23 protein-coding genes are annotated in these 24827 nt (G+C 53.6%); 16 read left to right on the top strand and 7 right to left on the bottom strand.

All coding sequences use genetic code 11. From position 1 onward, the window contains the following. Positions 1-126 precede the first annotated feature (126 nt). Both yghB and metC read right to left on the bottom strand, forming a co-directional pair. Complete coding sequence (yghB, locus tag KP80_RS01910) at positions 127-786, bottom strand: DedA family general envelope maintenance protein YghB (RefSeq protein ID WP_052281891.1); 660 nt, start codon at positions 784-786, stop codon at positions 127-129. A 249-nt stretch (positions 787-1035) separates the two neighbouring features. Next, a complete protein-coding gene (metC, locus tag KP80_RS01915) occupies positions 1036-2223 on the bottom strand; it encodes a cystathionine beta-lyase (protein ID WP_052281892.1) in 1188 nt (395 codons plus the stop codon). A 251-nt stretch (positions 2224-2474) separates the two neighbouring features. On the opposite strand from metC, the gene exbB reads away from it, so the two are divergent. From exbB to KP80_RS01930, 3 genes are all read left to right on the top strand, one after another. Further along, complete coding sequence (exbB, locus tag KP80_RS01920) at positions 2475-3206, top strand: tol-pal system-associated acyl-CoA thioesterase (RefSeq protein WP_052281893.1); 732 nt, start codon at positions 2475-2477, stop codon at positions 3204-3206. A 6-nt stretch (positions 3207-3212) separates the two neighbouring features. Beyond that, positions 3213-3638, top strand: coding sequence for a TonB system transport protein ExbD (gene exbD / locus KP80_RS01925; RefSeq protein ID WP_052281894.1), 426 nt, complete (start codon positions 3213-3215; stop codon positions 3636-3638). Between the two features lie 246 nt (positions 3639-3884). Next, complete coding sequence (locus tag KP80_RS01930) at positions 3885-5339, top strand: methyl-accepting chemotaxis protein (protein WP_052281895.1); 1455 nt, start codon at positions 3885-3887, stop codon at positions 5337-5339. A gap of 108 nt (positions 5340-5447) precedes the next feature. On the opposite strand, the gene KP80_RS01935 is transcribed toward KP80_RS01930, so the two are convergent. After that, positions 5448-5894 carry a hypothetical protein gene (locus tag KP80_RS01935; RefSeq protein ID WP_052281896.1) on the bottom strand — a complete coding sequence of 149 codons (447 nt, stop codon included), beginning with the start codon at positions 5892-5894 and terminating at the stop codon, positions 5448-5450. Between the two features lies 1 nt (position 5895). Beyond that, positions 5896-6291 (bottom strand): hypothetical protein, encoded by a 396-nt coding sequence (locus KP80_RS01940; RefSeq protein ID WP_052281897.1) that lies wholly within the window; start codon positions 6289-6291, stop codon positions 5896-5898. 103 nt (positions 6292-6394) lie between these two features. Here KP80_RS01940 and KP80_RS01945 point away from each other — a divergent pair, with 103 nt between their 5' ends. Together KP80_RS01945 and KP80_RS01950 are read left to right on the top strand one after the other, a co-directional pair. Beyond that, positions 6395-6904, top strand: a complete 510-nt coding sequence (locus KP80_RS01945; RefSeq protein WP_052281898.1) for an ESA_00282 family adhesion-associated protein — start codon at positions 6395-6397, stop codon at positions 6902-6904. A gap of 72 nt (positions 6905-6976) precedes the next feature. Then, positions 6977-7474 (top strand): TIGR00645 family protein, encoded by a 498-nt coding sequence (locus KP80_RS01950; RefSeq protein WP_052281899.1) that lies wholly within the window; start codon positions 6977-6979, stop codon positions 7472-7474. A 42-nt stretch (positions 7475-7516) separates the two neighbouring features. On the opposite strand, the gene KP80_RS01955 is transcribed toward KP80_RS01950, so the two are convergent. Further along, positions 7517-8557: an aldo/keto reductase gene (locus KP80_RS01955; protein ID WP_052281900.1), complete on the bottom strand. Its 1041-nt coding sequence runs from the start codon at positions 8555-8557 to the stop codon at positions 7517-7519. Positions 8558-8869: 312 nt separating this feature from the next. Between KP80_RS01955 and KP80_RS01960 the strand changes: the two genes are divergently transcribed. Continuing rightward, positions 8870-9160, top strand: coding sequence for a DUF2623 family protein (locus tag KP80_RS01960; protein WP_052281901.1), 291 nt, complete (start codon positions 8870-8872; stop codon positions 9158-9160). A gap of 31 nt (positions 9161-9191) precedes the next feature. Here the strand turns inward: KP80_RS01960 and yghU are convergent, their stop codons facing one another. After that, positions 9192-10058: a glutathione-dependent disulfide-bond oxidoreductase gene (gene yghU / locus KP80_RS01965; RefSeq protein ID WP_052281902.1), complete on the bottom strand. Its 867-nt coding sequence runs from the start codon at positions 10056-10058 to the stop codon at positions 9192-9194. A 50-nt stretch (positions 10059-10108) separates the two neighbouring features. Further along, entirely contained in the window at positions 10109-10657 is a 549-nt protein-coding gene (locus tag KP80_RS01970; RefSeq protein WP_052281903.1) for a DsbA family protein, read from the bottom strand. Between the two features lie 156 nt (positions 10658-10813). Between KP80_RS01970 and gss the strand changes: the two genes are divergently transcribed. The 10 genes from gss to KP80_RS02025 all read left to right on the top strand — a co-directional run bounded on the left by gss (position 10814) and on the right by KP80_RS02025 (position 24667). Beyond that, positions 10814-12679, top strand: coding sequence for a bifunctional glutathionylspermidine amidase/synthase (gene gss / locus KP80_RS01975; protein ID WP_052281904.1), 1866 nt, complete (start codon positions 10814-10816; stop codon positions 12677-12679). A 97-nt stretch (positions 12680-12776) separates the two neighbouring features. Next, positions 12777-13958 carry a PLP-dependent aminotransferase family protein gene (locus KP80_RS01980; RefSeq protein ID WP_052281905.1) on the top strand — a complete coding sequence of 394 codons (1182 nt, stop codon included), beginning with the start codon at positions 12777-12779 and terminating at the stop codon, positions 13956-13958. Positions 13959-14411: 453 nt separating this feature from the next. Then, positions 14412-16700 carry an FdhF/YdeP family oxidoreductase gene (locus tag KP80_RS01985; protein ID WP_052281906.1) on the top strand — a complete coding sequence of 763 codons (2289 nt, stop codon included), beginning with the start codon at positions 14412-14414 and terminating at the stop codon, positions 16698-16700. A gap of 1367 nt (positions 16701-18067) precedes the next feature. Then, positions 18068-18619 carry a type 1 fimbrial major subunit FimA gene (fimA, locus tag KP80_RS01995; RefSeq protein ID WP_052281908.1) on the top strand — a complete coding sequence of 184 codons (552 nt, stop codon included), beginning with the start codon at positions 18068-18070 and terminating at the stop codon, positions 18617-18619. A 68-nt stretch (positions 18620-18687) separates the two neighbouring features. Then, positions 18688-19227 carry a fimbrial protein gene (locus KP80_RS02000; RefSeq protein WP_052281909.1) on the top strand — a complete coding sequence of 180 codons (540 nt, stop codon included), beginning with the start codon at positions 18688-18690 and terminating at the stop codon, positions 19225-19227. Between the two features lie 56 nt (positions 19228-19283). Beyond that, complete coding sequence (locus KP80_RS02005; RefSeq protein WP_156315557.1) at positions 19284-19988, top strand: fimbria/pilus periplasmic chaperone; 705 nt, start codon at positions 19284-19286, stop codon at positions 19986-19988. Positions 19989-20060: 72 nt separating this feature from the next. Next, positions 20061-22691, top strand: coding sequence for a fimbrial biogenesis usher protein (locus KP80_RS02010; protein WP_052281911.1), 2631 nt, complete (start codon positions 20061-20063; stop codon positions 22689-22691). 10 nt (positions 22692-22701) lie between these two features. Beyond that, a complete protein-coding gene (locus tag KP80_RS02015; RefSeq protein WP_052281912.1) occupies positions 22702-23229 on the top strand; it encodes a fimbrial protein in 528 nt (175 codons plus the stop codon). A 27-nt stretch (positions 23230-23256) separates the two neighbouring features. Continuing rightward, entirely contained in the window at positions 23257-23745 is a 489-nt protein-coding gene (locus KP80_RS02020; RefSeq protein ID WP_197276138.1) for a fimbrial protein, read from the top strand. A 16-nt stretch (positions 23746-23761) separates the two neighbouring features. Further along, complete coding sequence (locus tag KP80_RS02025; RefSeq protein ID WP_052281914.1) at positions 23762-24667, top strand: fimbrial protein; 906 nt, start codon at positions 23762-23764, stop codon at positions 24665-24667. Positions 24668-24827 lie beyond the last annotated feature (160 nt).

Below are 24827 nucleotides of genomic sequence, written 5' to 3' on the forward strand. Positions count from 1 at the left end.
CCTCCGGGAACCAAATCCCGGTGTTTCCCCTAATCACTTAGCTTACGTGAACGGTGTTAGGTATTTGCCGGGTTTCAGATAATTCACAAGATGCGCGCGGTAAAAGCGCCCAAGTGAATACGCCAATTAGGCGTCGCAGTACTTCTTCTTAATCACCACAATGACTGTACCCAACAGGCCGGCAACCAGCAGGAATATCGGCAGAATCATCAGGAAGGTCATCACCTGATCTTCATGGCGTTTGACGAAGGGGATCATGCTCAGGGCATAGCCTAGACTGGTGACCACGCCTACCCACAGCAGTGCGCTCAGCCAGTTAAACAGCTGGAAGCGGCGGTTTGGCAGGCCGGAAATACCCGCCATTGTTGGCAGCAGGGTGCGCACAAACGCCAGGAAGCGCCCAGCCAGCAGGGCTAGCAGACCATGGCGGTCAAACATGCAGGTTGCCCGCTGATGATATTTATCCGGCAGCTGCGACAGCCAGCCTTTCACCACGCGCGTGTTGCCAAGCCAGCGCCCTTGAATATAGCTCAGCCAGCAGCCCAGGCTCGCAGCCGTGGTGAGGATCACAAGAGTCGGGACATAGCCCATCACGCCCTTAGCAATGAGCGCTCCCGCCAATAGCAGCAGGCTATCACCGGGTAAGAATGAGGCGGGAAGCAGGCCGTTTTCCAGAAACAGAGTGGCAAACATGACCAGATAAACGATCCCCACGACGTGCGGATTCGCCAGAGCAGCAAAATCGTGCTGCCAAAGCGCGGCGACAATCTCTTGAATAACGACCATGAACATTCCTGTGGAACAGCGTTTTCACACATTGTACGCCCGAATGATTAAGAACACCTTGATCGCGTACGCAACAAATGAAGCGGCGTTGTTCTGATTTACTGACAACAACGCGTCATTTGTTTACGCCCGGTGCGGGTGTATCGATTCGGGAGACGACTGCTCTCAACATCGTTGGGGCGCCACTCGGAGCGCCCAAATAAATAAATTTACCTGCCCGACACCTTACGCCGCCGGGCCGTGGCTATGTTACACGATGCGGGAAAATCCTGCCGCTAAATCCTCAATCAGATCGTCAATGTTTTCTAAACCGATATGGACGCGAATGAGCGTGCCGGCGAAATCGATTTTGCCGTCCGGGCGGATTTCGGCCAGTTCCTCCGGCTGGTTTGCCAGAATCAATGATTCAAAACCGCCCCAAGAGTACGCCATGCTGAACAGCGAGAAGTTATCGAGGTAGTTTGCCAGTTCGTCCTGGGTCAGATGTTTTTTCAGTACGAAGGAGAACAGACCGCTACTGCCTGTAAAGTCACGCTTCCAGAACTCATGGCCTTTGCTGCCCGGCAGGGCGGGATGGTTAACGCGCTCGACCTGGGGATGCTGTGCCAGCCATTCGGCGATTTTCAGGCTACTTTCATGGTGCTGACGTAAACGCACGCCCAGCGTACGCAGACCACGGCTGGTCATATAGGCGGTGTCGGCATCAAGCATTTGGCCCATCAGATAGGCATTCTCGCGCAGCTGCGGCCAGCAGCGTTCATTAGACACGGCCGTACCGACCATCGCGTCAGAGTGGCCAATCAGGTATTTGGTGCCCGCCTGAATAGAAATGTCGATGCCGAAATCCAGCGCTTTAAACAGAATACCGGCGGCCCAGGTGTTATCAATCATGATGATGGCGTCCGGCGCAACGCGACGTACGGCGGCAACAATGGCCGGAACGTCGTGAACTTCCATCGTTATCGATCCTGGAGATTCAAGAAACACCACTTTGGTATTGGGCTGGATACGGGTGGCAATCTCTTCGCCAATCAGCGGGTCGAACCAGCTGGTGGTGACGCCGAGTTTGGCCAGAATTTTGGTGCAGAAGTCCTGGCTTGGCTCATAGGCGGTGTTGGTCATCAGCACGTGATCGCCCTGTTCGACGAACGCCAGAATCGTATTGGCGACAGCCGCCGCACCGCACGGGAAAAGAGCGCAGCCGGCGCCGCCTTCCAGCTCGCACATTGCTTCTTGTAACGAGAAATGGGTCAGCGTCCCGCGACGCCCGTAAAACAATTCGCCGTTGGCACGATTATGGGTCGCGTGTTTCTTAGCGGCTACCGTTTCAAAGACCAACGAAGAAGCACGCTGAATCACGCTGTTCACCGAACCCTGGGTAAATTTTTTACTGCGTCCGGCGTTAACCAGCGCGGTATCGAGGTGCTTATCTGCCATGTCTGTCATACCTGTTTTTATACGTCTGGACGTCTAAACTATCACGATTGTCAGCAGGGTGTAGCGTTTCCTGCACATACAGCAGAAAATATTGCCGTATTGCGCGGAGAAAACTTTTTTACTGCGTAAGCGCAAGGAAAATAAGTGTGATTTAGGTCAATATGCAAATACTAATGAGAACTACTATCAATTCGACGTTTTTTTGATATTATTGTGCTCAGATTTTGTGATTTATGTCCTGGAGATACACAGTGGGTAATAATTTGATGCAGGCGGATCTCTCCGTTTGGGGTATGTATCATCATGCCGACATCGTGGTTAAAGTGGTCATGATTGGGCTGATTCTGGCCTCCGTCGTCACCTGGGCTATTTTCTTCAGTAAGGGTGCCGAGCTTCTCGCCCATAAGCGCCGCCTCAAGCGCGAACAAAAGCTGTTAGGGGACGTTCGTTCTCTGAACCAGGCGAGTGAAGTGGCCGCGGCATTCGATGCGCGTAGCCTGAGCAGCCAACTCATCAACGAAGCGCAGAACGAGCTTGAGCTCTCTGCAGGTTCGGAAGATAACGAAGGCATTAAAGAACGTACCGGTTTCCGTCTCGAACGTCGCGTTGCGGCGGTAGGGCGTCACATGGGACGTGGTAATGGCTTCCTGGCGACTATCGGTGCAATCTCCCCGTTCGTCGGTCTGTTTGGTACCGTATGGGGCATCATGAACAGCTTCATTGGTATCGCACAGACGCAAACCACCAACCTGGCGGTCGTTGCCCCGGGTATTGCCGAAGCGCTGCTGGCGACCGCGATTGGTCTGTTCGCTGCGATTCCTGCGGTAGTTATCTATAACGTCTTCGCACGTCTTATCGGCGGCTTTAAAGCGAGCCTCAGTGACGTTGCAGCCCAGGTGCTGCTGCTGCAGAGCCGCGATCTGGATCTTAGCGCCAGCGGCGTACATCCGGTTCGTACCGCCCAGAAATTACGAGTAGGTTAATGCCCCATGGCAATGCGTCTTAATGAAAATCTGGACGATACCGGCGAAATGCATGACATCAACGTAACGCCGTTTATCGACGTTATGTTAGTTCTGCTGATTATCTTTATGGTGGCGGCCCCGCTGGCAACTGTTGATGTCAAAGTCAATCTGCCGGCTTCATCAAGCCAGCCACAGCCGCGTCCGGAAAAACCGGTTTACCTGTCGGTGAAAGCGGATAAGTCCATGTTCCTCGGCAATGATCCTATTACCGAAGACAACATGGTCTCCGCGCTGGAAACGCTGACGGAAGGTAAGAAAGATACCACCGTCTTCTTCCGTGCTGATAAGACGGTCGATTACGAAACAATGATGAAGGTGATGGATACCCTACATCAGGCAGGCTATCTGAAGATTGGTCTGGTTGGCGAAGAGACCGTCGCGAAAAAATAATCACCCCGAATGGCGCACTCTGCGCCATTCGTCTTTTATATTCTCCCCGTAGTATAAAATATTTTCCTTAAGTCTTATTATTTAACTTAAAATAGAATTAAATTTAACTGTTATTAAGCCCAGCTTAATTTATTGAATATATTTCTAGTATTAAAGTGGCTAGCCTGAAATAACCTTCCTACGCTTAATTCTGAACGCTAACAACAATATAAGCATAAATAATCTCACCTGCAGCGGGCGGAATATATGATCACCATAACGGCTTTGCGCGATGCCGATGGAGTGCATCGCGATCTGTTTTCATTATCCTCAATTCGCCGAAGAGCCGACAGGCTGTTGCTGGTGCTGGCATGGGTCATGTGGGCGATTTCGCTGGGCGTTGGTTGGATGAACGATAATCTCCATCTTGCGCTACTGGTTGCGACGACGCTATCCGCGCTGGGCTCATTGATGACTTTGCTGTTTTCCGGCACGCTGGCAACCCGCTTGGTGTACGCCTTTATTTTAATGGCCTATTCGGCGCTGCTTATTCAGCTCGGTAATGGTGAAACAGAATACCATTTTTCGGTTTTTGTCCTGCTTTCAGCGCTGCTGGCATGGCGGGATTGGCGGCCATTAATTATGGGGGCAGGGGTCATTGCGGTTCATCATCTGGTGTTTAATTATTTGCAGGAGTATGGCCTGTTTAATATTACCGTATTTATGCACACCGGCCTGCACATGGTGATCATGCACGGATTGTACGTGGTGGCGCAGACCGTATTTCTGGTGTTTCTGGCGGTTCGTATGGAGCAGGACGCACGTTCCGCCAGTGAGGTGGCGAAGCTGGCGGCGGTCATTAACCGGGAGTCTGGCTACCTGACGCTGGCGCGTGATGCGGAAACTAGCCGCTCGCCGTTTGCCCGTACTTTCAGCCTGACGCTGGACGCGATGCGTAACACGCTGGAACAGGTGAGCGGTAACGTCTCGCAATTGCTGGAGGCCTCACAGACGCTGCTGCAGCGTAATACCGCGCTGTCTGAGCGTACCGACAACCAGGCGCGTTCATTGGCAGTTACCGCCAGTGCGATGGAGCAGTTGGCCAGTGCCGCTTCGCTGACCAGCGAAAAGGCTAGCGAGGCGCGTAAACTAGCGTTGCAGGCCAGCGATGTAGCCCAACAGGGCGGTGACAATATTCGCTCGGCAATGGCCTCAATGACGCATATTCGCGATGAGTCATTAAAAATTAACGGCATTCTTGAGTTAATTGACGGTATTGCCTTCCAGACCAATATTCTGTCGCTGAATGCCTCAGTCGAAGCGGCGCGTGCCGGCGCTCACGGTAAGGGCTTTGCGGTGGTGGCTGCTGAAGTGCGCACCCTGGCGCTGCGCTGTGAGGGCGCGGCAAGGGATATCCGTCAGTTGATTGCCACCTCCGTTGAACGCACCCATCAAGGGGCTGAGCAGGTTGAACGCGCGGGAGAGACGATGACGGCGATTATCGATAACATCGACAGCCTTCAATCCTGCGTGGATGTGCTGTCATCAATGAGCGACCAGCAGCGTACCAGCGTGCTGCAAATGAAGGGCAGTATCGCGCATATTGATGCCAGCGTGCAGGAGAACGTCCGGCACGTGGCGCAGACCATTCAGGTGGCGCATGAGCAACAGCAGCATACCGGCGAACTGAAGTCGGCCATCTCTGTTTTCCGCCTGGTGTGAGAGGGCAAATTAAAAGGCAATGCTTCGGGCGGCCAAGCCATTAATGGAAGGTAAAGAGATTCAGGATTAACGGGGCGACTGTCGCTTTCGCTGCGCCGTCGCGAGGGGTTATTTCGCTCTGGAGATGACCGGCTGCTCCGGGCGTTTTTCGTCTTCTTTCTCCATTTTCAGAATGACATTTGAGGTCCGGTAATCCCCGTCGGCCAGGCCGCGGCTGATCTCGAGGGTCGCAGTCTCCCGGCTGAGCACGTGCTGATAGCAGGCTTCAGTGTGCGCGAGGATTTTGTCTCTAAGGTGGGGGTAACGCGCCATGACTTCGCACAGCGCAGAACCAAAGATCTCTTCTTTGACCTGGTAGGCATAAATTTCGCGGCGATTTTGCCACTTCATTTTGACCAGCGCCGCAGGAATGGGCGCAGACGAAGGGCTGGAGATGCGGCGGCCCTCGGCATTTTTTTCATCACGAAGCGCCTGCAGATTTCGCTGGAGAAGCGTTTCATCACTTATCTGTGGGCTTAACGTTATATTAGCCTCAGTAACATCGACAAGTTTCATACTACTTATCCGTCAGATTATAAAACAACGGCGTCGTTCTTTCCTGGGTCATTAAATTAAGCCAGATTTTATTACCATCTTCATTAATGTCCTGGGTTTTTAACTCAATAATTTGACTTAACTCCAGTGCAGAGATCTCCCCCTGTACGACTAGATTATTTAGCATAAGGGCAAAGGCTTCAATTTTAGCCACTCGATATAATCTATCTTTAATATGACGATCGCGTTCTTCCAGCAATGGGTTACGGGACTGGCCACCGCTAATCAATATCTCATCCTGCCAATCGGCAAGCGTAGCCCTCTCCGGCTCAACGAGCTGAAGCGGCTTCACATCAGTGCTCTCAGCGTCTACGGCTGAGATGCAAAAGCGGGCTGGGATAAGGGTTTCAGCTATCATATTAGTGTCATCATTCAATTGGCAGGCGCATGGTTTTTATTATAGTGAGCTTCGTTGACATTATCATGGCGCACTTTTAAAATCAAAAAAAGTGGAGAAAACCATGAGCGGTATTATTTATTTTGTGATGGTGTTGCTGTTACTCACCGTCATTATTTTATTTTTCATGTATGGCCAAAATAACGAATCCTCTGATACTGAGAATGAAACTGTTACCCCAGCAGTTGCTACGCCGTTGAACAAAGATGAAGGTGAAAATCATTTCGCCAGCTTGATGAGTACCATTACTCCGCCATGGTATTGGCGTATTAATCATGAGTATATCGATTTTCTCCAGTCGACGATTAAACGGATGTCGATTGATGAATTAAAAGAAACGCCAGGCCTGTTTGAAGCGCAGGAACGCTGCCGCGATCTCAATGGCGCCGTCTACGAATATTACGACGAGATCAAAAGGCGCTGCCTGAAGGGCGAACAGGTCACACTCGGCGACCCGGTCGTCACAACCCTTCAGCAGTGCTACCAGGAATTTGCCCAGGAAGCGTACCCCGAACTGGTTGCGCTGGTGTGGCCAGACTTCCAGCGGCCGTTCATCCGTCCTCATGATGTGTGATTTTTGCTGTTGATATTATGTTGCATAGTTGCGATATACTCTCAGCCGGATTTGACTTATCAACAGGACACTATGGAACGCTTTTTTGAGAATATGATGTATGCATCGCGCTGGATTCTGGCCCCGGTTTATTTTGGCCTTTCGCTGGGGCTGCTGGCATTAGCCATCAAGTTCTTTCAGGAGATCTTTCATGTTCTGCCGAATATCTTCAGCCTGGCCGAAGCCGATCTGATTTTGACCCTACTGTCGCTTGTGGACATGACGTTAGTCGGCGGACTGCTGGTGATGGTGATGTTCTCGGGCTATGAAAACTTCGTCTCACAGCTGGATATCAGCACTCATAAAGAGAAGCTGAACTGGCTGGGTAAGATGGATGCCACCTCGCTGAAAAATAAAGTGGCGGCGTCGATTGTTGCTATCTCTTCTATCCACCTGCTGCGGGTGTTTATGGACGCCAAAAACGTCCCGGACAACAAGCTGATGTGGTACGTGATTATCCACCTGACCTTTGTACTGTCCGCGTTTGTGATGGGTTATCTTGATAGCGTGACCCGCGCGAAAAAAGGCTGATTTCATCGTGAAGCAGGCCGGTTAGGCCTGCTAACAAAATGTTTATTTATCTGACGATGCCTGCCACAAATTCAGCTGCCCATCTGCCACGTGTTGATCAATCTGCGCGAGTTCTTCTGCGGAAAAATGCAGATTCCCCTGTGCGTTGACGTTCTCTTCAATCTGCTCCGGCCGGCTCGCGCCAATCAGTACCGATGTTACCCGAGGGTCTTTAAGCAGCCAGCTTAAGGCCATCTGCGCCATCGACTGCCCACGCTGCTGCGCCATCTCATTGAGCAAGCGTAAGCTGTTCAGATTGCTTTCGCTCAGCATGTTTTCCGTTAGGCCTCGCGCCTTTTTACCTTCTGTTTGCATGCGTGAACCGTCGGGAATGCCGTTAAGGTATTTACCGGTCAGCAGCCCTTGCGCCAGTGGCGTAAAAGCAATGCAGCCCACGCCGTTGTGTTCAAGGGTATCCAGCAGGCCGCTCTTATCCACCCAGCGGTTTAGCAGATTATAAGAGGGTTGGTGGATTAGCAGAGGGATTTTCCATTCGCGCAGTAGTTCAACCATTGCCTGAGTGCGCTCGGTCGAATAGGAAGAGATACCCACGTACAGCGCTTTGCCGCTCTGTACTGCCTGCGCCAGCGCGGCGGCGGTCTCTTCCATTGGCGTTTTCTCATCGACCCGGTGCGAGTAGAAGATATCAACGTAATCGAGTCCCATCCGCTTGAGGCTTTGGTCGAGGCTGGCCAGCAGATATTTACGCGAACCGCCGGAACCGTAAGGCCCTGACCACATGTCATAGCCCGCTTTGGTTGAGATAATCAGCTCATCGCGATAACCGGCGAAATCTTCCCGCAGCAGGCGGCCAAAGTTTTCCTCGGCGCTGCCCGGTGGTGGGCCGTAGTTATTGGCGAGGTCGAAATGAGTCATCCCGCAGTCAAAGGCTTTGCGCAGCAGCGCGCGCTGTTCGTCGAGCGCGTGGATATGACCAAAGCTGTGCCATAGACCAAGGGACAGCGCGGGAAGCTGGAGGCCGCTGCGGCCGCAGTAGCGATACTGCATACTTTCATAACGGGCTGGGTTTGCTTGCCAGGCCATAACTTCTCCTTAGTTTTTTTAAAACGCTGTTTCTACCATACGTGGTTTCGCGGGCCATGCCCGTTGGAGAGATCACACCGGTGGAAAAAGCCTGCGCTGCGCTAATGCCCTGAGTTTAAGATTGAGATACCCGGGGCGACCACCGGGTTTGGCGTCCCTCCGGGAACCACATCCCGATGTTTCCCCTAATTGCTTTATTTAAGTGAACGGTGTTGCGCGTGGTGCCTCTTTATGGGTAGCCGTTAAATAGCGCTAGCCATCGCTCAAAATATCGCTATATAATTTTATATATAACGATTGGGGAGACGAACGATGGACAACCATTTTGGCAAAGGGCTGATTGCGGGCATGAAGGCACCTTATGCCGATAGCGCACAGAAAGTTGTCGGCTTTTGCGCGGACTATAAGCGCGGTTTCGTGCTGGGCTTTTCGCACCGTATGTTTGAGAAAACCGGCGATCGCCAGCTTAGCGCCTGGGAAGCGGGGATTTTGACGCGCCGCTACGGGCTGGATAAAGACATGGTGATGGATTTCTTCAAAGAACACGACTCCAGCACCACCGTGCGCTACTTTATGGCGGGCTATCGCCTGGAAGGGCAGTAAAACCGGGTGCCTGGCACCCGGCTGAATACGCTTATTTCTGACGCTTATCTTCGGTGTTGGTGTCGAAGTCGCTGGCAGCATGACGCTCATGCAGCTGTTCATTCAACGGGCCATTGGTGCGGTTGACGATACGGCCGCGCTTCACGCCCGGGCGGCTGGCGATATCCTGCGCCCAGCGCATCACGTTTTGATAGCTTTGCGCATCGAGGAACTCGTCTGCGCCGTACACATTCCCCAGCACCACGTTGCCGTACCACGGCCAGATAGCCATATCAGCGATGGTGTACTCCTCTCCCGCCACATAGCGACCGCGTGCCAGCTGTTTGTCCAACACGTCAAGCTGACGCTTGGCTTCCATGGTGAAGCGGTTGATCGCGTACTCGATTTTGACCGGCGCATAGTTATAGAAATGGCCGAAACCGCCGCCGAGGAACGGCGCCGAGCCCTGCAGCCAGAACAGCCAGTTCAACGTTTCGGTGCGTCCTGCCGGGTCTTTTGGCAGGAAGTGACCAAATTTTTCTGCCAGGTAAAGCAGAATATTGCCGGACTCGAACACGCGGGTTGGCGGCGTGGTGGAGTGATCGCTGAGCGCCGGGATTTTTGAGTTTGGGTTCACTTCGACAAAGCCGCTGGAGAACTGGTCGCCCTCGCCAATGCGGATAAGCCAGGCGTCGTACTCCGCTTCCTTAAAGCCCGCCGCCAGTAACTCTTCCAGCATAATCGTCACTTTCTGACCATTTGGCGTACCCAGAGAGTAGAGCTGCAGTGGGTGATGGCCTACCGGCAGCGCCTGCTCGTGGGTGGCACCGGAAATAGGACGGTTGATATTGGCAAATGCGCCGCCGCTACTTTGCGTCCACTCCCAGACTTTGGGTGGCTGATAGGTGTTCTCTGACATAATCGCTCGCCTTATTTTGATGATGTGTTGAGGGTGAAAGTGTAGCAGCCTCAGGAAAAAATCCGTGCCGCCCAGATGCTGACGTCATCGCCACTGCCCAAATCTGGCTGCACCAGACCGTTAACCATAAAGGTTGGCGAGACGTGAACGCCATTTTGCCGGGCATAGCGGGCGTGCCATTTAATCTCTTTTTGCAGCTCGGGCTGGGCAAAGGCTTCCGCCAGCGGCACGCCGCTATAGCGTTCCAGACGCTCGATAATCTCCTGCGGCGTAGCCTGCATATTGGGGCCGCTGCAGTGATCGGTAAATTCAAACTCCTCGCGATGGTCGGCGACCGCTTGCATTACCTTATGCGCAGCGGCTTTGCCGTCCTGCAGGGTCGAAGCGGCAAGAATGCAGCGGACAATCACGCCGGAAAACAGATGCCACGGCTGCGACTGCAAACGAATTTTTACGCTGATCTTATCTTCACCCGCCAGCGCCAGCAGCGCATCCAGCTTATTGAAAGTCTTGACGGAAAATGGGCAGGTGGGTTCCAGAAACACCTCGAACGTGCGCGCTCCGTGGCCCCAAACCAGCGGTTGTGCCTGTAAACTCATGCGGACTCCTGATGTCATTGATGTCGATTTTTCGGAGGATTATTTTTCCCTGCGATAGGTCATCCTCGCATACTCGGGTGTATGATTAATCCACTTTTGTCGGATAAATTTCAACGTTCAGGCGAGTCAATCGCACGGTATGTTTGAGGAAGGTTCATGAATACGGGAAGTACCAATAGTGACGCCCCATTTGGCACGTTGTTGGGGTATGCGCCGGGTGGCGTAGCCATTTACTCTTCGAATTACAGCAGCTTAAAGCCAGGCGACATGCCTGACGACGCATCGTTTCGCAGCTACATCGACAACGAATACATGGGCTACAAGTGGCAATGTGTCGAATTTGCCCGCCGCTTCCTGTTTATCACCTACGGATTTGTCTTCACCGACGTCGGCATGGCCTACGAGATCTTCTCGCTACGCTATCTGCGCCAGGTGGTGAACGATGCCATTCTCCCGCTGCAGGCTTTCGCCAACGGTTCCCGTCGCCCGCCGCTCGTCGGCTCGCTGCTTATCTGGCAGAAGGGCGGCGAGTTCAACGAAACCGGCCACGTTGCGGTCATTACCCAGCTGCTTGGCAACAAGGTGCGCATCGCCGAGCAAAACGTGCTGCACTCGCCGCTGCCTGCAGGCCAACAGTGGACCCGTGAATTAACGCTTGAAGTCAAAGACGGTCACTACATTCTGCATGACACATTCGACGATACCAACATTCTCGGCTGGATGATTCAGACCGACGACGCTCGCTTTAGCCTGCCGCAGCCAGCGATTGCCGGTGAGGCGCTGAAGTTGGGCGGGGCGCGTCTGGATAACCATGGACAGTTTGATGGCGAGTGGCTGGATGAGTGCGACTCGCTGCAAAAAGCCTACGTCGCGGCGAACGGTCACGTGATTAACCGCGACCCGTACCAATATTTCACCATGACGGAAAGCGCCGAACAGGAGCTGATTAAAGCGACCAACGAGATGCATCTGATGTATCTCCACGCCACCGACAAAGTGATGCGTGATGACAATCTGCTGGCGCTGTTTGATATTCCGAAAATCCTCTGGCCGCGTCTGCGTCTATCATGGCAGCGCCGCCGCCACGACATGATCACCGGGCGGATGGATTTCTGTATGGATGAGCGTGGGCTGAAGGTTTATGAATACAATGCCGACTCCGCGTCTTGTCATACGGAAGGTGGTCTGATCCTCGAACAGTGGCTGAAAACAGGCTATCAGGGCACCGGCCATAACCCGGCGGAAGAGCTGCTGAGTGAGCTGGTGGGAGCGTGGAAACACAGCCTCGCCAGACCATTCGTGCACATCATGCAGGACAAAGATCTTGAAGAGAACTATCACGCCCAGTTTATGCAGCGTGCGCTGACCCAGGCGGGCTTTGAATGCAAAATTCTTTACGGCCTTGATGAGCTGCGCTGGGATGCGGCAGGCCAGCTGATAGATGGCGATGGACGTCTGGTGAACTGCGTGTGGAAAACCTGGGCATGGGAAACCGCCATCGAACAGGTGCGTGAAGTCAGTGAAAGCGAGTACGCGGCAGTGCCGATTCGTACCGGTCACCCGGATAACGAAGTACGCCTGATTGATGTTCTGCTACGACCGGAAGTCATGGTCTTTGAGCCGCTGTGGACGGTGATCCCTGGCAACAAAGCAATCCTGCCGGTGCTGTGGTCGCTGTTCCCGAACCACCCGTATCTGCTGGATACCGATTTTGAGGTCAGTGAACATCTGGCGAAAACCGGCTACGCCGTGAAGCCGATCTCCGGCCGCTGCGGCAGCAACATCGATCTGGTCAGCGGTCACGATCAGCTGCTGGATCAGACCAGCGGTAAATTTGTCGACCGAAAAAATATTTACCAGCAACTTTGGTGCTTGCCAAACGTGGCGGGAAAATATATTCAGGTATGTACCTTTACCGTTGGCGGTAACTATGGCGGCACCTGCCTGCGGGGCGATGACTCTCTGGTGATTAAAAAAGAGAGCGATATCGAACCGCTGGTCGTCATTAAAGATAACGAATAAATGCGGATGAGTAGCCCGACGTCGCTGCGTTTGACCGGGCTACTTTTAAAAATCCGCTGGCAATAAACACAACAACAAGACAGAAAAGGAAAATACTATGCACGATCGGCGCCTCGCCGTCCGCGCGGGTGAACTCAAGCCCTCCGCCGTCCGCGAACTCTTAAAGCACAGTAAATTACCCGGCGTGATTTCTCTTGGTGGCGGTATTCCGGCCCCGGAGCTTTTTGATACCGAAGGGCTGGAGCTGGCGGTGCAGAAGGTGATGAGCGAGCGCTTCAACGACGCGTTCCAGTATGGTTTGACCGAAGGCTATCCGCCGCTGCGTCAAGCCGTCAGCGAGCTGTGTCAGGCACGCGGCGTGGCCTGTCAGGCGAGTCACTTGTACATCACTTCCGGTTCACAGCAGTCGCTGGATATCGTGGCGCGCACGCTGCTCGATCCGGGCGATGCGATTGTCGTTGAACGTCCAACCTATCTGGCGGCCCTGCAGGTTTTCCAGCTGGCGCAGGCCAATATTCTCAGCGTCGATACCGATGACAATGGCATGCTGGTCGAACAGCTCGCTGAGCTGCTGACCACCACCACCGTTAAAGCGGTCTATCTGGTACCGACTTTCGGCAACCCTGGCGGTAAGACTCTGAGCGACGATCGTCGCCGTCGCCTGGTCGAACTGGCTAAGCAGCACGATTTTGTGATCATCGAAGACGATCCGTACGGTGAGATCAGCTTTACCGATGAAGTGCAGCGCCCGCTGTATCAGCACGCCGTAGAATTGGGCTGCGAAGATCAGGTGGTGTATACCTCAACCTTCTCCAAGATCCTGGCGCCAGGGATGCGTATTGGCTGGATCGTCATGCCGGACTGGTTGGCGCAGCAGACGGTGATCGTCAAGCAGGCCGCCGATCTGCATACCAACATGCTGTCGCAGGTGATCACCGCTGAGTACCTCAGCATGAATCGTTTGGAGAGCCAGATTGCGCTGATTCGTGAAGACTATCGTAAGAAGTGCAATGCATTGGCTAACGCGTTGGAAAGCCGTCTGGGTGAACATCTGGAGTTCAGTCGTCCAAAGGGGGGGATGTTCCTGTGGGCGCGTTTCCGCTATCCGTTTGATACTATGCAGTGGCTGAATAAGACGCTGGAAAATGGCGTGGTGTACGTGCCGGGCGAAGCGTTTTACAACGACAATCCGGATACCCGCACTCTGCGTTTATCCTACTCGACTGTCTCTGAAGAAGGGCTGATGACCGCGGTAGAACGTCTGGCGAAGTCACTGTAATACGCTATGTTCCGCGCCATTTATTGGCGCGGAACCTTATCCGTTGTTATTCCGGATCGGCAATTCTATCGTCTAACCAAACCAGCATCAGCGTTGCCAGAATGGCGACGGCGGCGGTGCCAATAAATAACCACATAACCAAATCCTCAGCTTATTGTTCTTATTATTCTGCTGTTCACTAACGCGTGCGCTTTACTCATCGTCGACATCGTAGGGCCCAGGTGAAAAATCAGCGATGAAAATAAGAGGTTGTTCGTATCAGATCAACCCCTTTTTTCGTGTGGGACCGCCTGTTTAGCGCATGCTTTGGGTGATGGGATATGCCACCTGCAGGGAGCGGCCGTCTAACCCGTACAGCGTAGAGCGCGCGTACTCCGTGAAGAGGAAATCTTTAACCCAACGAAATTGCTACCGTATTCAGTATTGAAATAGCCTACAGAATAAGCGGTAAAAATGAGTCAGGGTGTTCAGGGTGTAAACGGCTATCAAGGGCCGGCGGGTGGATGGGGCGCGGTCAAAGCAGTGACGGCGTCGGTATTTTCTCAGAAGGCCGTCGCGCGCGATATTATTGCCATGTTCAGGATGAACCAGGTTAAAGGTTTCGACTGTCCGGGCTGCGCGTGGCCTGACCCTGGGCATCGGTCACCCATGGAACTGTGCGAAAATGGTGTGAAGGCCGTCTCCTGGGAAACGACCAGCAAAAAGGCCTCGCCGGCGTTTTTCCGTCAGCATTCGGTGGCTGAACTCTGGAATTACAGCGACTATGAGCTAGAGAATATTGGCCGCCTGACGCATCCGATGAAGTATGACCGCGCTACCGACCGCTGGCAGGCGGTGGAATGGCAGCAGGCGTTTGCGGAAATCGGTGAGCGCTTGCGCAGCTATGATTCTCCGGAACAGGTAGAGTTTTATACCTCCGGGCGTACCTCCAATGAAGCGGCCTTCCTCTATCAACTGTTTGCCCGCGAATACGGCAGTAACAACTTCCCCGACTGCTCTAATATGTGCCATGGGCCGACCAGCGCCGGACTGACTGAGTCAATTGGCATGGGCAAAGGCACCGTCGAGCTGGAGGATTTTGAGCACTGCGATTTGGTGATTTGTATCGGCCATAATCCGGGTACTAATCATCCGCGCATGCTCACGACGCTTCGGGAAGTGGCGCAGCGCGGCGCGCGAATTATTTCCATCAATCCGCTGGCTGAGCGGGGGCTTGAGCGCTTTAGTTTTCCGCAAAGCCCCACCGATATGCTCAAAGGTCATTCCACCGTTCTGAGCAACGATTACTATCAGGTCAAAATGGGCGGTGATGCTTCGCTGCTCAAAGGGGTGATGAAAGCGCTGATTGAGATGGATGAGGCCAGAATTTTGCTGGGGGAGGCGCCGTGTCTCGACCGCGCGTTTCTGACTCAGCACACCGATGGCTATCAGGCGTTGTATGACGATTTGCACCAGTGCCGCTGGGCGGATCTGGAGAATGATTCAGGGCTGACGCGCAGTCAGATGGAAGATCTGGCGTACCGCTACGATAAATCGAAGGCGACGATCGTCTGCTACGGTTTGGGGATCACTCAGCATAAGAACGGTACCGAGAACGTCCAGCAATTGGTTAATCTGTTGCTGTTAAAAGGCAATATGGGTAAGCGCGGTGCGGGGATTTGTCCGCTGCGCGGCCATTCCAACGTGCAGGGCGATCGCTCGGTGGGTATTAACGAAGCCGCATCGGAAACGTTTCTTCTGCGTCTTGAAGCCCGCTTCAATATCAACGTGTCGCGTAAACATGGACGCTCAAGCGTAGAGAGTATTCGCGCCATCGAGCGAGAAGAAGCGAAAGCGCTTATCTGCATGGGCGGCAATCTGGCGGTAGCGATGCCGCAACCGCAGCGCACTTTTGAGGCGATGAAAAAGCTGGATCTACAGGTTCATGTGGCGACCAAGCTGAATCGCTCACATCTGCTGCTGGCAAAGCACAATTATCTGCTGCCTGCACTGGGGCGTACCGAACGCGATTTGCAGGCCAGTGGGATCCAATCAGTCACCGTCGAGGACTCCATGTCGATGGTGCATGCCTCCTGTGGCGCGCTGAAGCCGGCTTCACCGTGGTTGAAGTCGGAACCCGCTATTGTGGCGGAACTGGCGCGGGCGACGCTGCCGAATTCGCCGGTAAACTGGGAGGCGCTGTGCGGCAGCTACGATCTTATCCGTGAAGCGATAGCTGACGTCATCCCGGCATTTGCCAACTATAACGCGCGCATTGCTCGCCCCGGCGGTTTTCGGATGGATACCCCAGCCTCACGCCGGGAATGGCATACCGCCACCGGCAAAGCCAATTTTGTAGTCAGCCGACAGCAAGCCGTTGAACGCGACAAGCAGCCCGCCGGGGCGCTGGTACTGGCCACGCTGCGCAGTCACGATCAGTACAACACCACGATCTATGGGATGAACGATCGCTATCGTGGGATCACCGGGCGTCGTGACGTGGTGTTTTTAAGCCAGGCAGAAACCGATGCGCGCGGCTTGGTTGAAGGCGATGTGATTAATTTGCTGGCGTTGGATGATAACGGCCAGCCGGATGCGAATCGTGCTATGTACGGGCTAACGGTAGTGGTCTACAGCATGGCCGCAGGGTCAATCGGTGCCTATCTGCCGGAGGCTAACGTGTTGTTATCGCTGGATGCAGTGGACAGACAAAGCCTGACACCAGCGTATAAGAGCGCGCCGGTTATCATCCGCAAAGCGTAGTCTCGCACTCTCTCCAACAAGAGCGAGTTGTTAACAAACGGATTCACCGGGCGCTTCAAAGCCGCTTTTCGCTATCGTCAGAGGGGGGTATCGCAGAGATGCATGCCGCCCCGTTTTCCTTTCTGAGCGACCCTTCTTCATATTCTCCCGCCTGTAAGCGCATTTTGTACTCTCTGTAGAGTATCTATCAGAAGACAATATTACCTCTAAATGACTATTTTATTGATGATGAACCTCTTAAGGTCAATTTTCCTATTTTTGATGCCGGGCACGTTAATTGATTTAAATCAATTAACCAATGTGTAACAATTAAGTTAAATCATGAAGCTGAACATGATGTTTACATAACATTACAATTTGGTGTTGATGCACATCAATACGAGTAATTTCTTATTATTAGAATAATCCTAAAAGCAAAATGTCTATTTGCTTGATCTACCTGTTTTTATTAAATAATTGATCGATCAAGACGATCCATATTCATTAAATTAATAGACAATATCTATCAGTAACAATAAATTGATCGTTTTTGACGATGCAATACTGCTGTGTATATAATCGTCCCGAGTTTGGATAGTACGGTTTTAGCATTATGAGAAACGGATGCTAAATAAGGTCTGACCAGGATGTTGGGGTAATATATGAGGCAGTGTATTATCTCGGATAACAGTTTTTTCCTTTTGGCATTACAAGATGATGAAGTTATTCAGGATGGTAATATTGCAATAATCCACTCCTGGCAATTGCAGTCGCAATGTTACTTACGAACTTCCGTCAGTGATGTAATTGTGCTTTATATCTCTGATATCGTAGAAAGACATCGCATACTCAGTTTATTAGCTTCACGAGATTCTCATTGCCGAATCATACTGTTATACAAGATGGATGTTTCTTCCGGATATGTTTTTCAGGGGCCGTTTCCATGGCTAATTCCTGAGAAAATAGGCTTTACGGAGCTGTACTCATGCCTGTGCGAGGCAAGTGAAACTATTTTCAATCAGAGAGAATTCTCTGAGAGGGAGCGTATTGTCTTTCGTTATTTTTGTGAGGGGTATTCTGTATCACAAATAAATGAAATGGCAGGGTTCAACGAAAAGCATATCTATTACTTAAGACAAAAAACGAAAAAAATGTTTGGCCTGAGGGGTAATAACGCAGCCACCATGTCATTTTATATGGATATTTCTAAGCTTAACCGCAGGTGGTGATTCCACCATCTGATATCCAGACTGAATTGCTATTGGCGGCAGTTTTCTCGCATTGGTCAATTATGTGCGACAGATAATTTATCTGCCGTCACGGCCCAGCATTGCTTTTCAAAAAACGAGAATAATATTCTCAATTTCAATTAACAAGGAGTTGGTTTCATGGGAATTAATAAAGCTGCGCTGGTTGTCATCTCTGCTCTGTCCCTGGCTTCGACGGCTGCGTTGGCTGCGGATCCTACCACGGTCAACGGCGGTACGGTGCATTTCAAAGGTGAAGTCGTCAACGCCGCCTGTGCGGTGGATGCAGGCTCTGTCGATCAGACTGTACAGATGGGCCAGGTTCGTTCCGCAAAACTGGCAACGGCTGGCAGCACCAGTTCATCCGTTGGCTTCAACATTCAGTTGGATGATTGCGACACCAGCGTTTCTACCAAAGCGTCCGTAGCATTCTCCGGTAATGCGGTAGATACCACCAACAACACCGTACTGGCTCTGCAGGGTTCTGCGGCAGGCAGCGCAACCAACGTTGGCGTGCAGATCCTCGATAACAAAGGCACCCCGCTGGCACTCGATGGCGCAACCTTCAGCGCCGCTACCACGCTGAACGATGGCACTAACGTCATTCCGTTCCAGGCTCGCTACTACGCAACGGGTGCTGCCACTGCCGGTACCGCTAACGCCGATGCGACCTTCAAAGTTCAGTACGAGTAATTGATTTGGCAAGGAAGCCCTCAGAGCCAGGATGGCTCGTTATCCGCGATGGAACGGAGGTGATAGCAATGGGAAGGGTGAAGTCGGGGCTGATTTTACTGTTGCTCCCAACGGCCGTACTGGCGGGAAATCGCTGGAACGTCACGGTTCCAGGCGGAGGAATGCGCTTTCAAGGGCAGATTATTGCCGAAGCCTGCAGCGTCGATGCGGGCGATCGTCTGATGACGGTCAATATGGGGCAAATCAGCAGCCAACGCTTTCGAGCGGCTGGGGAAGATGCTAGCCCGGTTCCGTTTGATATCCATCTCGTGGACTGCAACACGGAAGTCAGTCAGCACGTTGGTGTGTCTTTTCAAGGGGTTGCTGATGGCAAGGACCCCGATGTGCTCTCGGTGGGTGAAGGGGCCGGAATTGCCACTGGTATCGGCGTCGCCTTGTTTGATAGCGAAGGCAGCCTGATACCGCTGAACGGCGAACCAACACGTTGGGCAAAGCTTTATGACGGCCCGACCACGCTGCATTTTGTCGCGAAATATCGTTCGACGGAGCGGCAGGTCACCGGCGGTGTTGCGAATGCGCAGGCCTGGTTTTCATTGACCTACCAATAATTAATCAGCAGTCAGACCGAAGACAGGAAATAACGGTGAGTACAACAAGGGTAAACATGAAAAACACAGGGGCAACGGTACGCAGCTTACTGGCCGGCGTGCTGATGATAGCCGCCATTGGAATGGCGCCGCGTGCAGAAGCCGGAGTGGCGCTGGGCGCAACTCGCGTGATTTATCCAGCCGGACAAAAACAGGTTCCGCTGGCGGTCACCAACAATGATGACAGCAGTACGTATCTGATTCAGTCATGGGTTGAGAATGCCGATGGCGTGAAAGATGGGCGCTTTGTGGTGACGCCACCGCTTTTCGCTATGCAGGGTAAGAAAGAAAACACCCTACGTATTCTTGATGCCACTAACAACCAACTGCCTCAGGACCGGGAAAGCCTGTTCTGGATGAACGTAAAAGCCATTCCGTCGATGGACAAGTCGAAGCTCGGTGACAACACGCTGCAGTTAGCCATTATCAGCCGTATCAAACTTTATTATCGCCCGGCCAAACTGGCGCTGTCGTCCGATCAGGCAGCGGAAAAACTGACGTTCCGTCGTGGAGCGGGCACGCTCACGCTGGTTAACCCGACACCATATTACCTGACGGTAACCGAACTGAATGCGGGCACGCGTGTGCTGGAAAACGCGCTGGTACCACCGATGGGGGAAGCCCAGGTGAAATTACCGGCTGATGCCGGTCGTGACATTACCTACAAGACCATCAATGACTATGGCGCGCTCACCGCGCGTATGAAAGGTATCGTGCAATAACGAAGAGGAACCCAGTCTTCCTCATTAATAAAATAAGAACTGACAGCCGGGCGTTTTCGAACCGGAGGGACCATGTCATATCTGAAATTTGGACTCGCCCATTTGGAGTCCTTGCGCATGCAGCGCTCCGCTTCACTTTCAGCCGGTAGCCAGAGCCTGCTGATGGTTTTGTTGGCGACATCAATCTTTCCGGTTCAGGCGGAGCTGTATTTTAACCCGCGTTTTCTCGCCGATGACCCGGCAGCGGTGGCTGACCTTTCTAGCTTTGAGAAGGGACAGGAACTGCCGCCGGGAACCTACCGCGTCGACATCTACATGAATGATGGCTATATGACCACCCGCGATGTCACCTTCAGCGCGGGTGAAAAAGGCCATGGCTTAATGCCGTGCCTGACGCGCGGGCAGCTCGTCAGCATGGGGCTGAATACGGCGGCCGTCAGCGGCATTAACGCGCTGGCCAGCGAAACCTGTGTACCGATAACCGAGATGATTAAAGATGCCACAATCCGTTTAGACGTGGGCCAGCAGCGGCTGTATCTGACCATCCCTCAGGCCTTTATGGGTAATCAGGCGCGCGGCTATATCCCGCCGGAGCTGTGGGATAACGGGATCACTGCCGGGCTTTTGAACTACAACTTTACCGGCAACAATGTCCGCAATGATATCGGCGGCAGCAGCCAGTATGCCTACCTGAACCTGCAAAGCGGCGTCAATCTCGGGGCCTGGCGGCTGCGGGATAACTCGACCTGGAGCTATACCAGCGGCGGCAGCGCCTCGAGCAACGAGAATAAATGGCAGCACGTTAACACCTGGCTTGAACGCGATATTACGCCGATACGTTCACGTTTGACGCTGGGCGATAGCTATACCAACGGTGACGTGTTTGACGGCATTAACTTTCGCGGTGCGCAGCTGGCCTCCGATGACAACATGCTGCCAGATAGTCAGAAAGGCTTTGCGCCGGTGATTCACGGCATTGCGCGCGGAACGGCGCAGGTGTCGGTGAAACAAAACGGCTACGAAATTTACCACAGCACGGTTCCGCCGGGCCCTTTCACCATTAACGATCTCTACGCCGCAGGTAACGGCGGCGACTTGCAGGTGTCGATTAAAGAAGCGGATGGCAGCAGCCAGAACTTCACCGTCCCTTACTCCTCGGTGCCGGTATTACAGCGCGAAGGTCACACCCGCTATGCCATTACCGCCGGAGAATATCGCAGTGGTAACGATCAGCAAGAAGAGCCTTCGTTCTTCCAAAGCACATTACTGCACGGGCTTCCGGCGGGATGGACGCTGTATGGCGGCACGCAGCTGGCGGATCGCTATCGCGCCTTCAACATGGGGCTGGGGAAAAATATGGGGGATTGGGGCGCGCTGTCGATGGATATTACCCAGGCCAATGCCACGCTTCCCGATGACAGCCAACACCAGGGGCAGTCGGTGCGTTTCCTCTATAACAAATCGCTCAGCGAACTTGGCACCAACATTCAGCTGGTGGGCTATCGCTATTCCACTCGCGGCTATTTTAGTTTTGCCGACACCACCTACCGTCGAATGAGTGGCTATGACGTGGAAACCCAGGATGGGGTTATCCAGGTGAAACCGAAATATACCGATTACTACAACCTTGCTTACAGCAAACGCGGCAAAGTTCAGGTCAGCGTGACGCAGCAGCTTGGGCGTACGGCGACGCTATACGTGAGCGGTAGTCATCAGACCTACTGGGGAAGCAACAGCGCGGATGAGCAACTTCAGGTGGGGTTGAATACTGCCGTCGATGACATCAACTGGACCTTAAGCTACAGCCTGACCAAAAGCGCCTGGCAAGAGGGCCGCGATCAGATGCTGGCGGTGAACGTGAATATCCCGTTCAGCCACTGGATGCGTTCGGATAACACTTCCGCGTGGCGCCAGGCCAGCGCCAGCTACAGCATGTCCAATGATATGAAAGGGCGAATGACCAATCTGGCTGGCCTGTATGGCACCGTGCTGGAAGACAACAACCTCAGCTACAGCGTACAGACCGGTTACGCGGGAGGCGGCGAGGGCAATAGCGGTGGCTCGGGCTATGCCGCGCTGAACTACCGCGGTGGCTACGGCAACGCCAACGTTGGCTATAGCCATAGCGACGGTATCAAACAAGTTTATTACGGCATGAGCGGCGGCGTACTTGCCCACGCCAACGGCATTACCTTTGGTCAACCGCTTAACGATACCGTAGTGCTGATTAAAGCGCCGGGTGCCGAAGGGACCAAAGTGGAAAACCAGACCGGGGTACGGACCGATTGGCGCGGTTATGCGGTGCTGCCTTATGCCACCGAATACCGCGAGAACCGCGTGGCGCTCGACACCAATAGCCTCGCCGATAACGTCGATCTGGACGATGCGGTGGTCAACGTGGTGCCGACCCACGGTGCGATTGTGCGTGCGGAGTTCAAGGCGCAGGTCGGGATGAAGCTGTTGATGACGCTAACTCGCGGCGGTAAACCGGTGCCGTTTGGCGCAATGGTCAGTGCCGAAAATAACCAAAACACCAGCATCGTGGCGGATAACGGCCAGGTCTATCTCAGCGGTATGCCGCCGGAAGGGAAGGTGCGGGTTAAATGGGGGGAGGGCGCAGCAGGCAGTTGTACGGCGAGCTACCGTGTCCCACCGCAAAGCCAGCAACAGTTGCTTACCCAGCTTTCAGCGGTGTGCCACTAAGGAGAGGCTCATGAGCAAAATCGGTTTCCTGCCGGGCGTTTTCCTCGCGCTGGCAGCAGCAAATGCCAGTGCGTCTGACAGTACCATTACCATCAGCGGCTACGTCAAAGATAACGGCTGTGCCGTGGCGGGTGAATCCAAAGATTTTACCGTCGATCTGATGGACAACGCGGCCAAGCAGTTTGGCTCGGTGGGAGCGACTACGCCGCCAGTGCCGTTTCGCATTGTGCTTTCACCGTGCGGCAATTCGGTCACGGCGGTAAAGGTTGGCTTTATTGGCATTAGCGATAACGAAAATACGCGCTTGCTCAAACTGGATAGCGGTACCTCGGCGGCAGCGGGAATGGGGATTGAAGTCATGAACGGGCAGCAAACCACGTTGCCCATCAACGCCGCCTCATCGTCCATTCCATGGACCACGCTGACGCCGGGCCAGAGCAACACGCTCAATTTCTACGCCCGCCTGATGGCAACGCAGATACCGGTGACGCCGGGCCATGTGAACGCTACGGCAACCTTTACCCTTGAGTTTCAGTAAGCGGAGGCTTTGATGCAACGGTTTCATATCGGATGGCTATTAGCGGCCGCACTCAGCGTTTTTTGTTCTGCGCCACGGGCCGCCGACGTGACGATCACCGTCAACGGCAAGGTGGTAGCAAAACCCTGCACGGTCTCCACCGTCAACGCTACCGTCGAGCTTGGCGATCTCTACACTTTCAGCCTGACAGCCGCAGGATCGTCCTCGTCATGGCATACCGTCGGTCTCGATCTCAGCAATTGCCCGGTGGGGACTTCGCGGGTCACCGCCAGTTTTAGCGGAACCTCGGACAGTACCGGTTACTACAAAAACCAGGGCACCGCCGGAAATATCCAACTGGAGCTACAGGATAACAGCGGCAATACCCTGAATACCGGTGCCACAACGACGGTACAAGTTGATGAGGCGTCGCAGTCCGCACATTTCCCGCTGCAGGTTAGAGCGTTGTCGGTTAACGGCGGCGCGACCCAGGGAACCATTCAGGCGGTGATTAATGTCACCTACACCTACGCCTGACCAGGAGAGAACGTTGATGAAAAAAATGATAACCCTGCTGACCACGCTACTGCTGATGGGCTGGTCGCTGAACGCCTGGTCTTTCGCCTGTAAAACGGCGAGTGGGGCAACGATTCCGATTGGCGGTGGTAGCGCCAATGTCTACGTGGATCTGGCGCCAGCGGTCAGCGTCGGGCAAAACCTAGTGGTCGATCTCTCGACGCAGATTTTCTGCCATAACGACTACCCGGAAACCATCACCGACTACGTGACGCTTCAGCGTGGTTCAGCCTATGGCGGTATTCTGGCGAGCTTCTCCGGTACGGTGAAATACAACGGCGTGAGCTATCCGTTCCCGACGACGACGGAAACTGCGCGACTCACCTACAACTCAAAAACAGATAAGCCGTGGCCTACGGTACTTTACCTGACGCCAATCAGTTCTGCGGGCGGGGTGGCGATTACCGCCGGCACGCTCATCGCAGTACTGATTCTTCGCCAGACCAACAATAAAGACGCCGATGACTTTCAGTTTGTGTGGAACATCTATGCCAACAATAACGTGGTGGTGCCTACCGGCGGCTGCGACGTCTCGGCGCGTAATGTGACGGTGACGCTGCCAGATTATCCCGGCTCCACGGCCATTCCGCTGACGGTTTACTGCGCGCAGAGCCAGAAGCTGGCGTATTACCTTTCCGGTACGACGGCAGATTCCGCAAACTCTATCTTCACCAATACCGCCTCAGCGGCACCCGCGCAGGGGGTTGGCGTGCAGTTGACGCGTAATGGCAGCATTTTACCAGCAAACAGCACCGTGTCGCTCGGTACAGTCAGCACCTCGGCGGTGAGCCTGGGCTTAACGGCAAACTATGCGCGCACGCAGGGGCAGGTGACGGCGGGCAACGTGCAGTCGATTATTGGGGTGACGTTTGTGTATCAGTGATGGGGTATCCCCGACGCTGAGAAAATGAGCACCTTATGTCAGTTGAAGGGGCAAATCTGAACCTGCTTACCGGGTTGGTGCAGGAGGAGGGTAAGGGTAATTTACCAAGATAAGACAGGCAGTTAAGCGCTAGCAGACATTCTCTTGCGGTAAAATCATG

Source organism: Kluyvera genomosp. 1, from assembly GCF_001266615.1.
Classification (GTDB): Bacteria; Pseudomonadota; Gammaproteobacteria; order Enterobacterales; family Enterobacteriaceae; genus Kluyvera; species Kluyvera cryocrescens_A.

What these genes read in the sequence shown, in the direction of transcription:
- exbD (WP_052281894.1), top strand. Translation starts at nt 3,213, where the DNA reads ATGGCAATGCGTCTTAATGAAAATCTGGACGATACCGGCGAAATGCAT.
- KP80_RS02000 (WP_052281909.1), top strand. Translation starts at nt 18,688, where the DNA reads ATGGGAAGGGTGAAGTCGGGGCTGATTTTACTGTTGCTCCCAACGGCC.
- fimA (WP_052281908.1), top strand. Translation starts at nt 18,068, where the DNA reads ATGGGAATTAATAAAGCTGCGCTGGTTGTCATCTCTGCTCTGTCCCTG.
- KP80_RS01940 (WP_052281897.1), bottom strand. Translation starts at nt 6,291, where the DNA reads ATGATAGCTGAAACCCTTATCCCAGCCCGCTTTTGCATCTCAGCCGTA.
- gss (WP_052281904.1), top strand. Translation starts at nt 10,814, where the DNA reads ATGAATACGGGAAGTACCAATAGTGACGCCCCATTTGGCACGTTGTTG.
- KP80_RS01955 (WP_052281900.1), bottom strand. Translation starts at nt 8,557, where the DNA reads ATGGCCTGGCAAGCAAACCCAGCCCGTTATGAAAGTATGCAGTATCGC.
- KP80_RS02010 (WP_052281911.1), top strand. Translation starts at nt 20,061, where the DNA reads ATGTCATATCTGAAATTTGGACTCGCCCATTTGGAGTCCTTGCGCATG.
- KP80_RS01985 (WP_052281906.1), top strand. Translation starts at nt 14,412, where the DNA reads ATGAGTCAGGGTGTTCAGGGTGTAAACGGCTATCAAGGGCCGGCGGGT.
- KP80_RS01950 (WP_052281899.1), top strand. Translation starts at nt 6,977, where the DNA reads ATGGAACGCTTTTTTGAGAATATGATGTATGCATCGCGCTGGATTCTG.
- KP80_RS02005 (WP_156315557.1), top strand. Translation starts at nt 19,284, where the DNA reads ATGAAAAACACAGGGGCAACGGTACGCAGCTTACTGGCCGGCGTGCTG.
- KP80_RS01960 (WP_052281901.1), top strand. Translation starts at nt 8,870, where the DNA reads ATGGACAACCATTTTGGCAAAGGGCTGATTGCGGGCATGAAGGCACCT.
- KP80_RS01930 (WP_052281895.1), top strand. Translation starts at nt 3,885, where the DNA reads ATGATCACCATAACGGCTTTGCGCGATGCCGATGGAGTGCATCGCGAT.
- KP80_RS01945 (WP_052281898.1), top strand. Translation starts at nt 6,395, where the DNA reads ATGAGCGGTATTATTTATTTTGTGATGGTGTTGCTGTTACTCACCGTC.
- yghU (WP_052281902.1), bottom strand. Translation starts at nt 10,058, where the DNA reads ATGTCAGAGAACACCTATCAGCCACCCAAAGTCTGGGAGTGGACGCAA.
- KP80_RS01970 (WP_052281903.1), bottom strand. Translation starts at nt 10,657, where the DNA reads ATGAGTTTACAGGCACAACCGCTGGTTTGGGGCCACGGAGCGCGCACG.
- KP80_RS01980 (WP_052281905.1), top strand. Translation starts at nt 12,777, where the DNA reads ATGCACGATCGGCGCCTCGCCGTCCGCGCGGGTGAACTCAAGCCCTCC.
- KP80_RS02015 (WP_052281912.1), top strand. Translation starts at nt 22,702, where the DNA reads ATGAGCAAAATCGGTTTCCTGCCGGGCGTTTTCCTCGCGCTGGCAGCA.
- metC (WP_052281892.1), bottom strand. Translation starts at nt 2,223, where the DNA reads ATGGCAGATAAGCACCTCGATACCGCGCTGGTTAACGCCGGACGCAGT.
- KP80_RS02025 (WP_052281914.1), top strand. Translation starts at nt 23,762, where the DNA reads ATGAAAAAAATGATAACCCTGCTGACCACGCTACTGCTGATGGGCTGG.
- yghB (WP_052281891.1), bottom strand. Translation starts at nt 786, where the DNA reads ATGGTCGTTATTCAAGAGATTGTCGCCGCGCTTTGGCAGCACGATTTT.
- KP80_RS01935 (WP_052281896.1), bottom strand. Translation starts at nt 5,894, where the DNA reads ATGAAACTTGTCGATGTTACTGAGGCTAATATAACGTTAAGCCCACAG.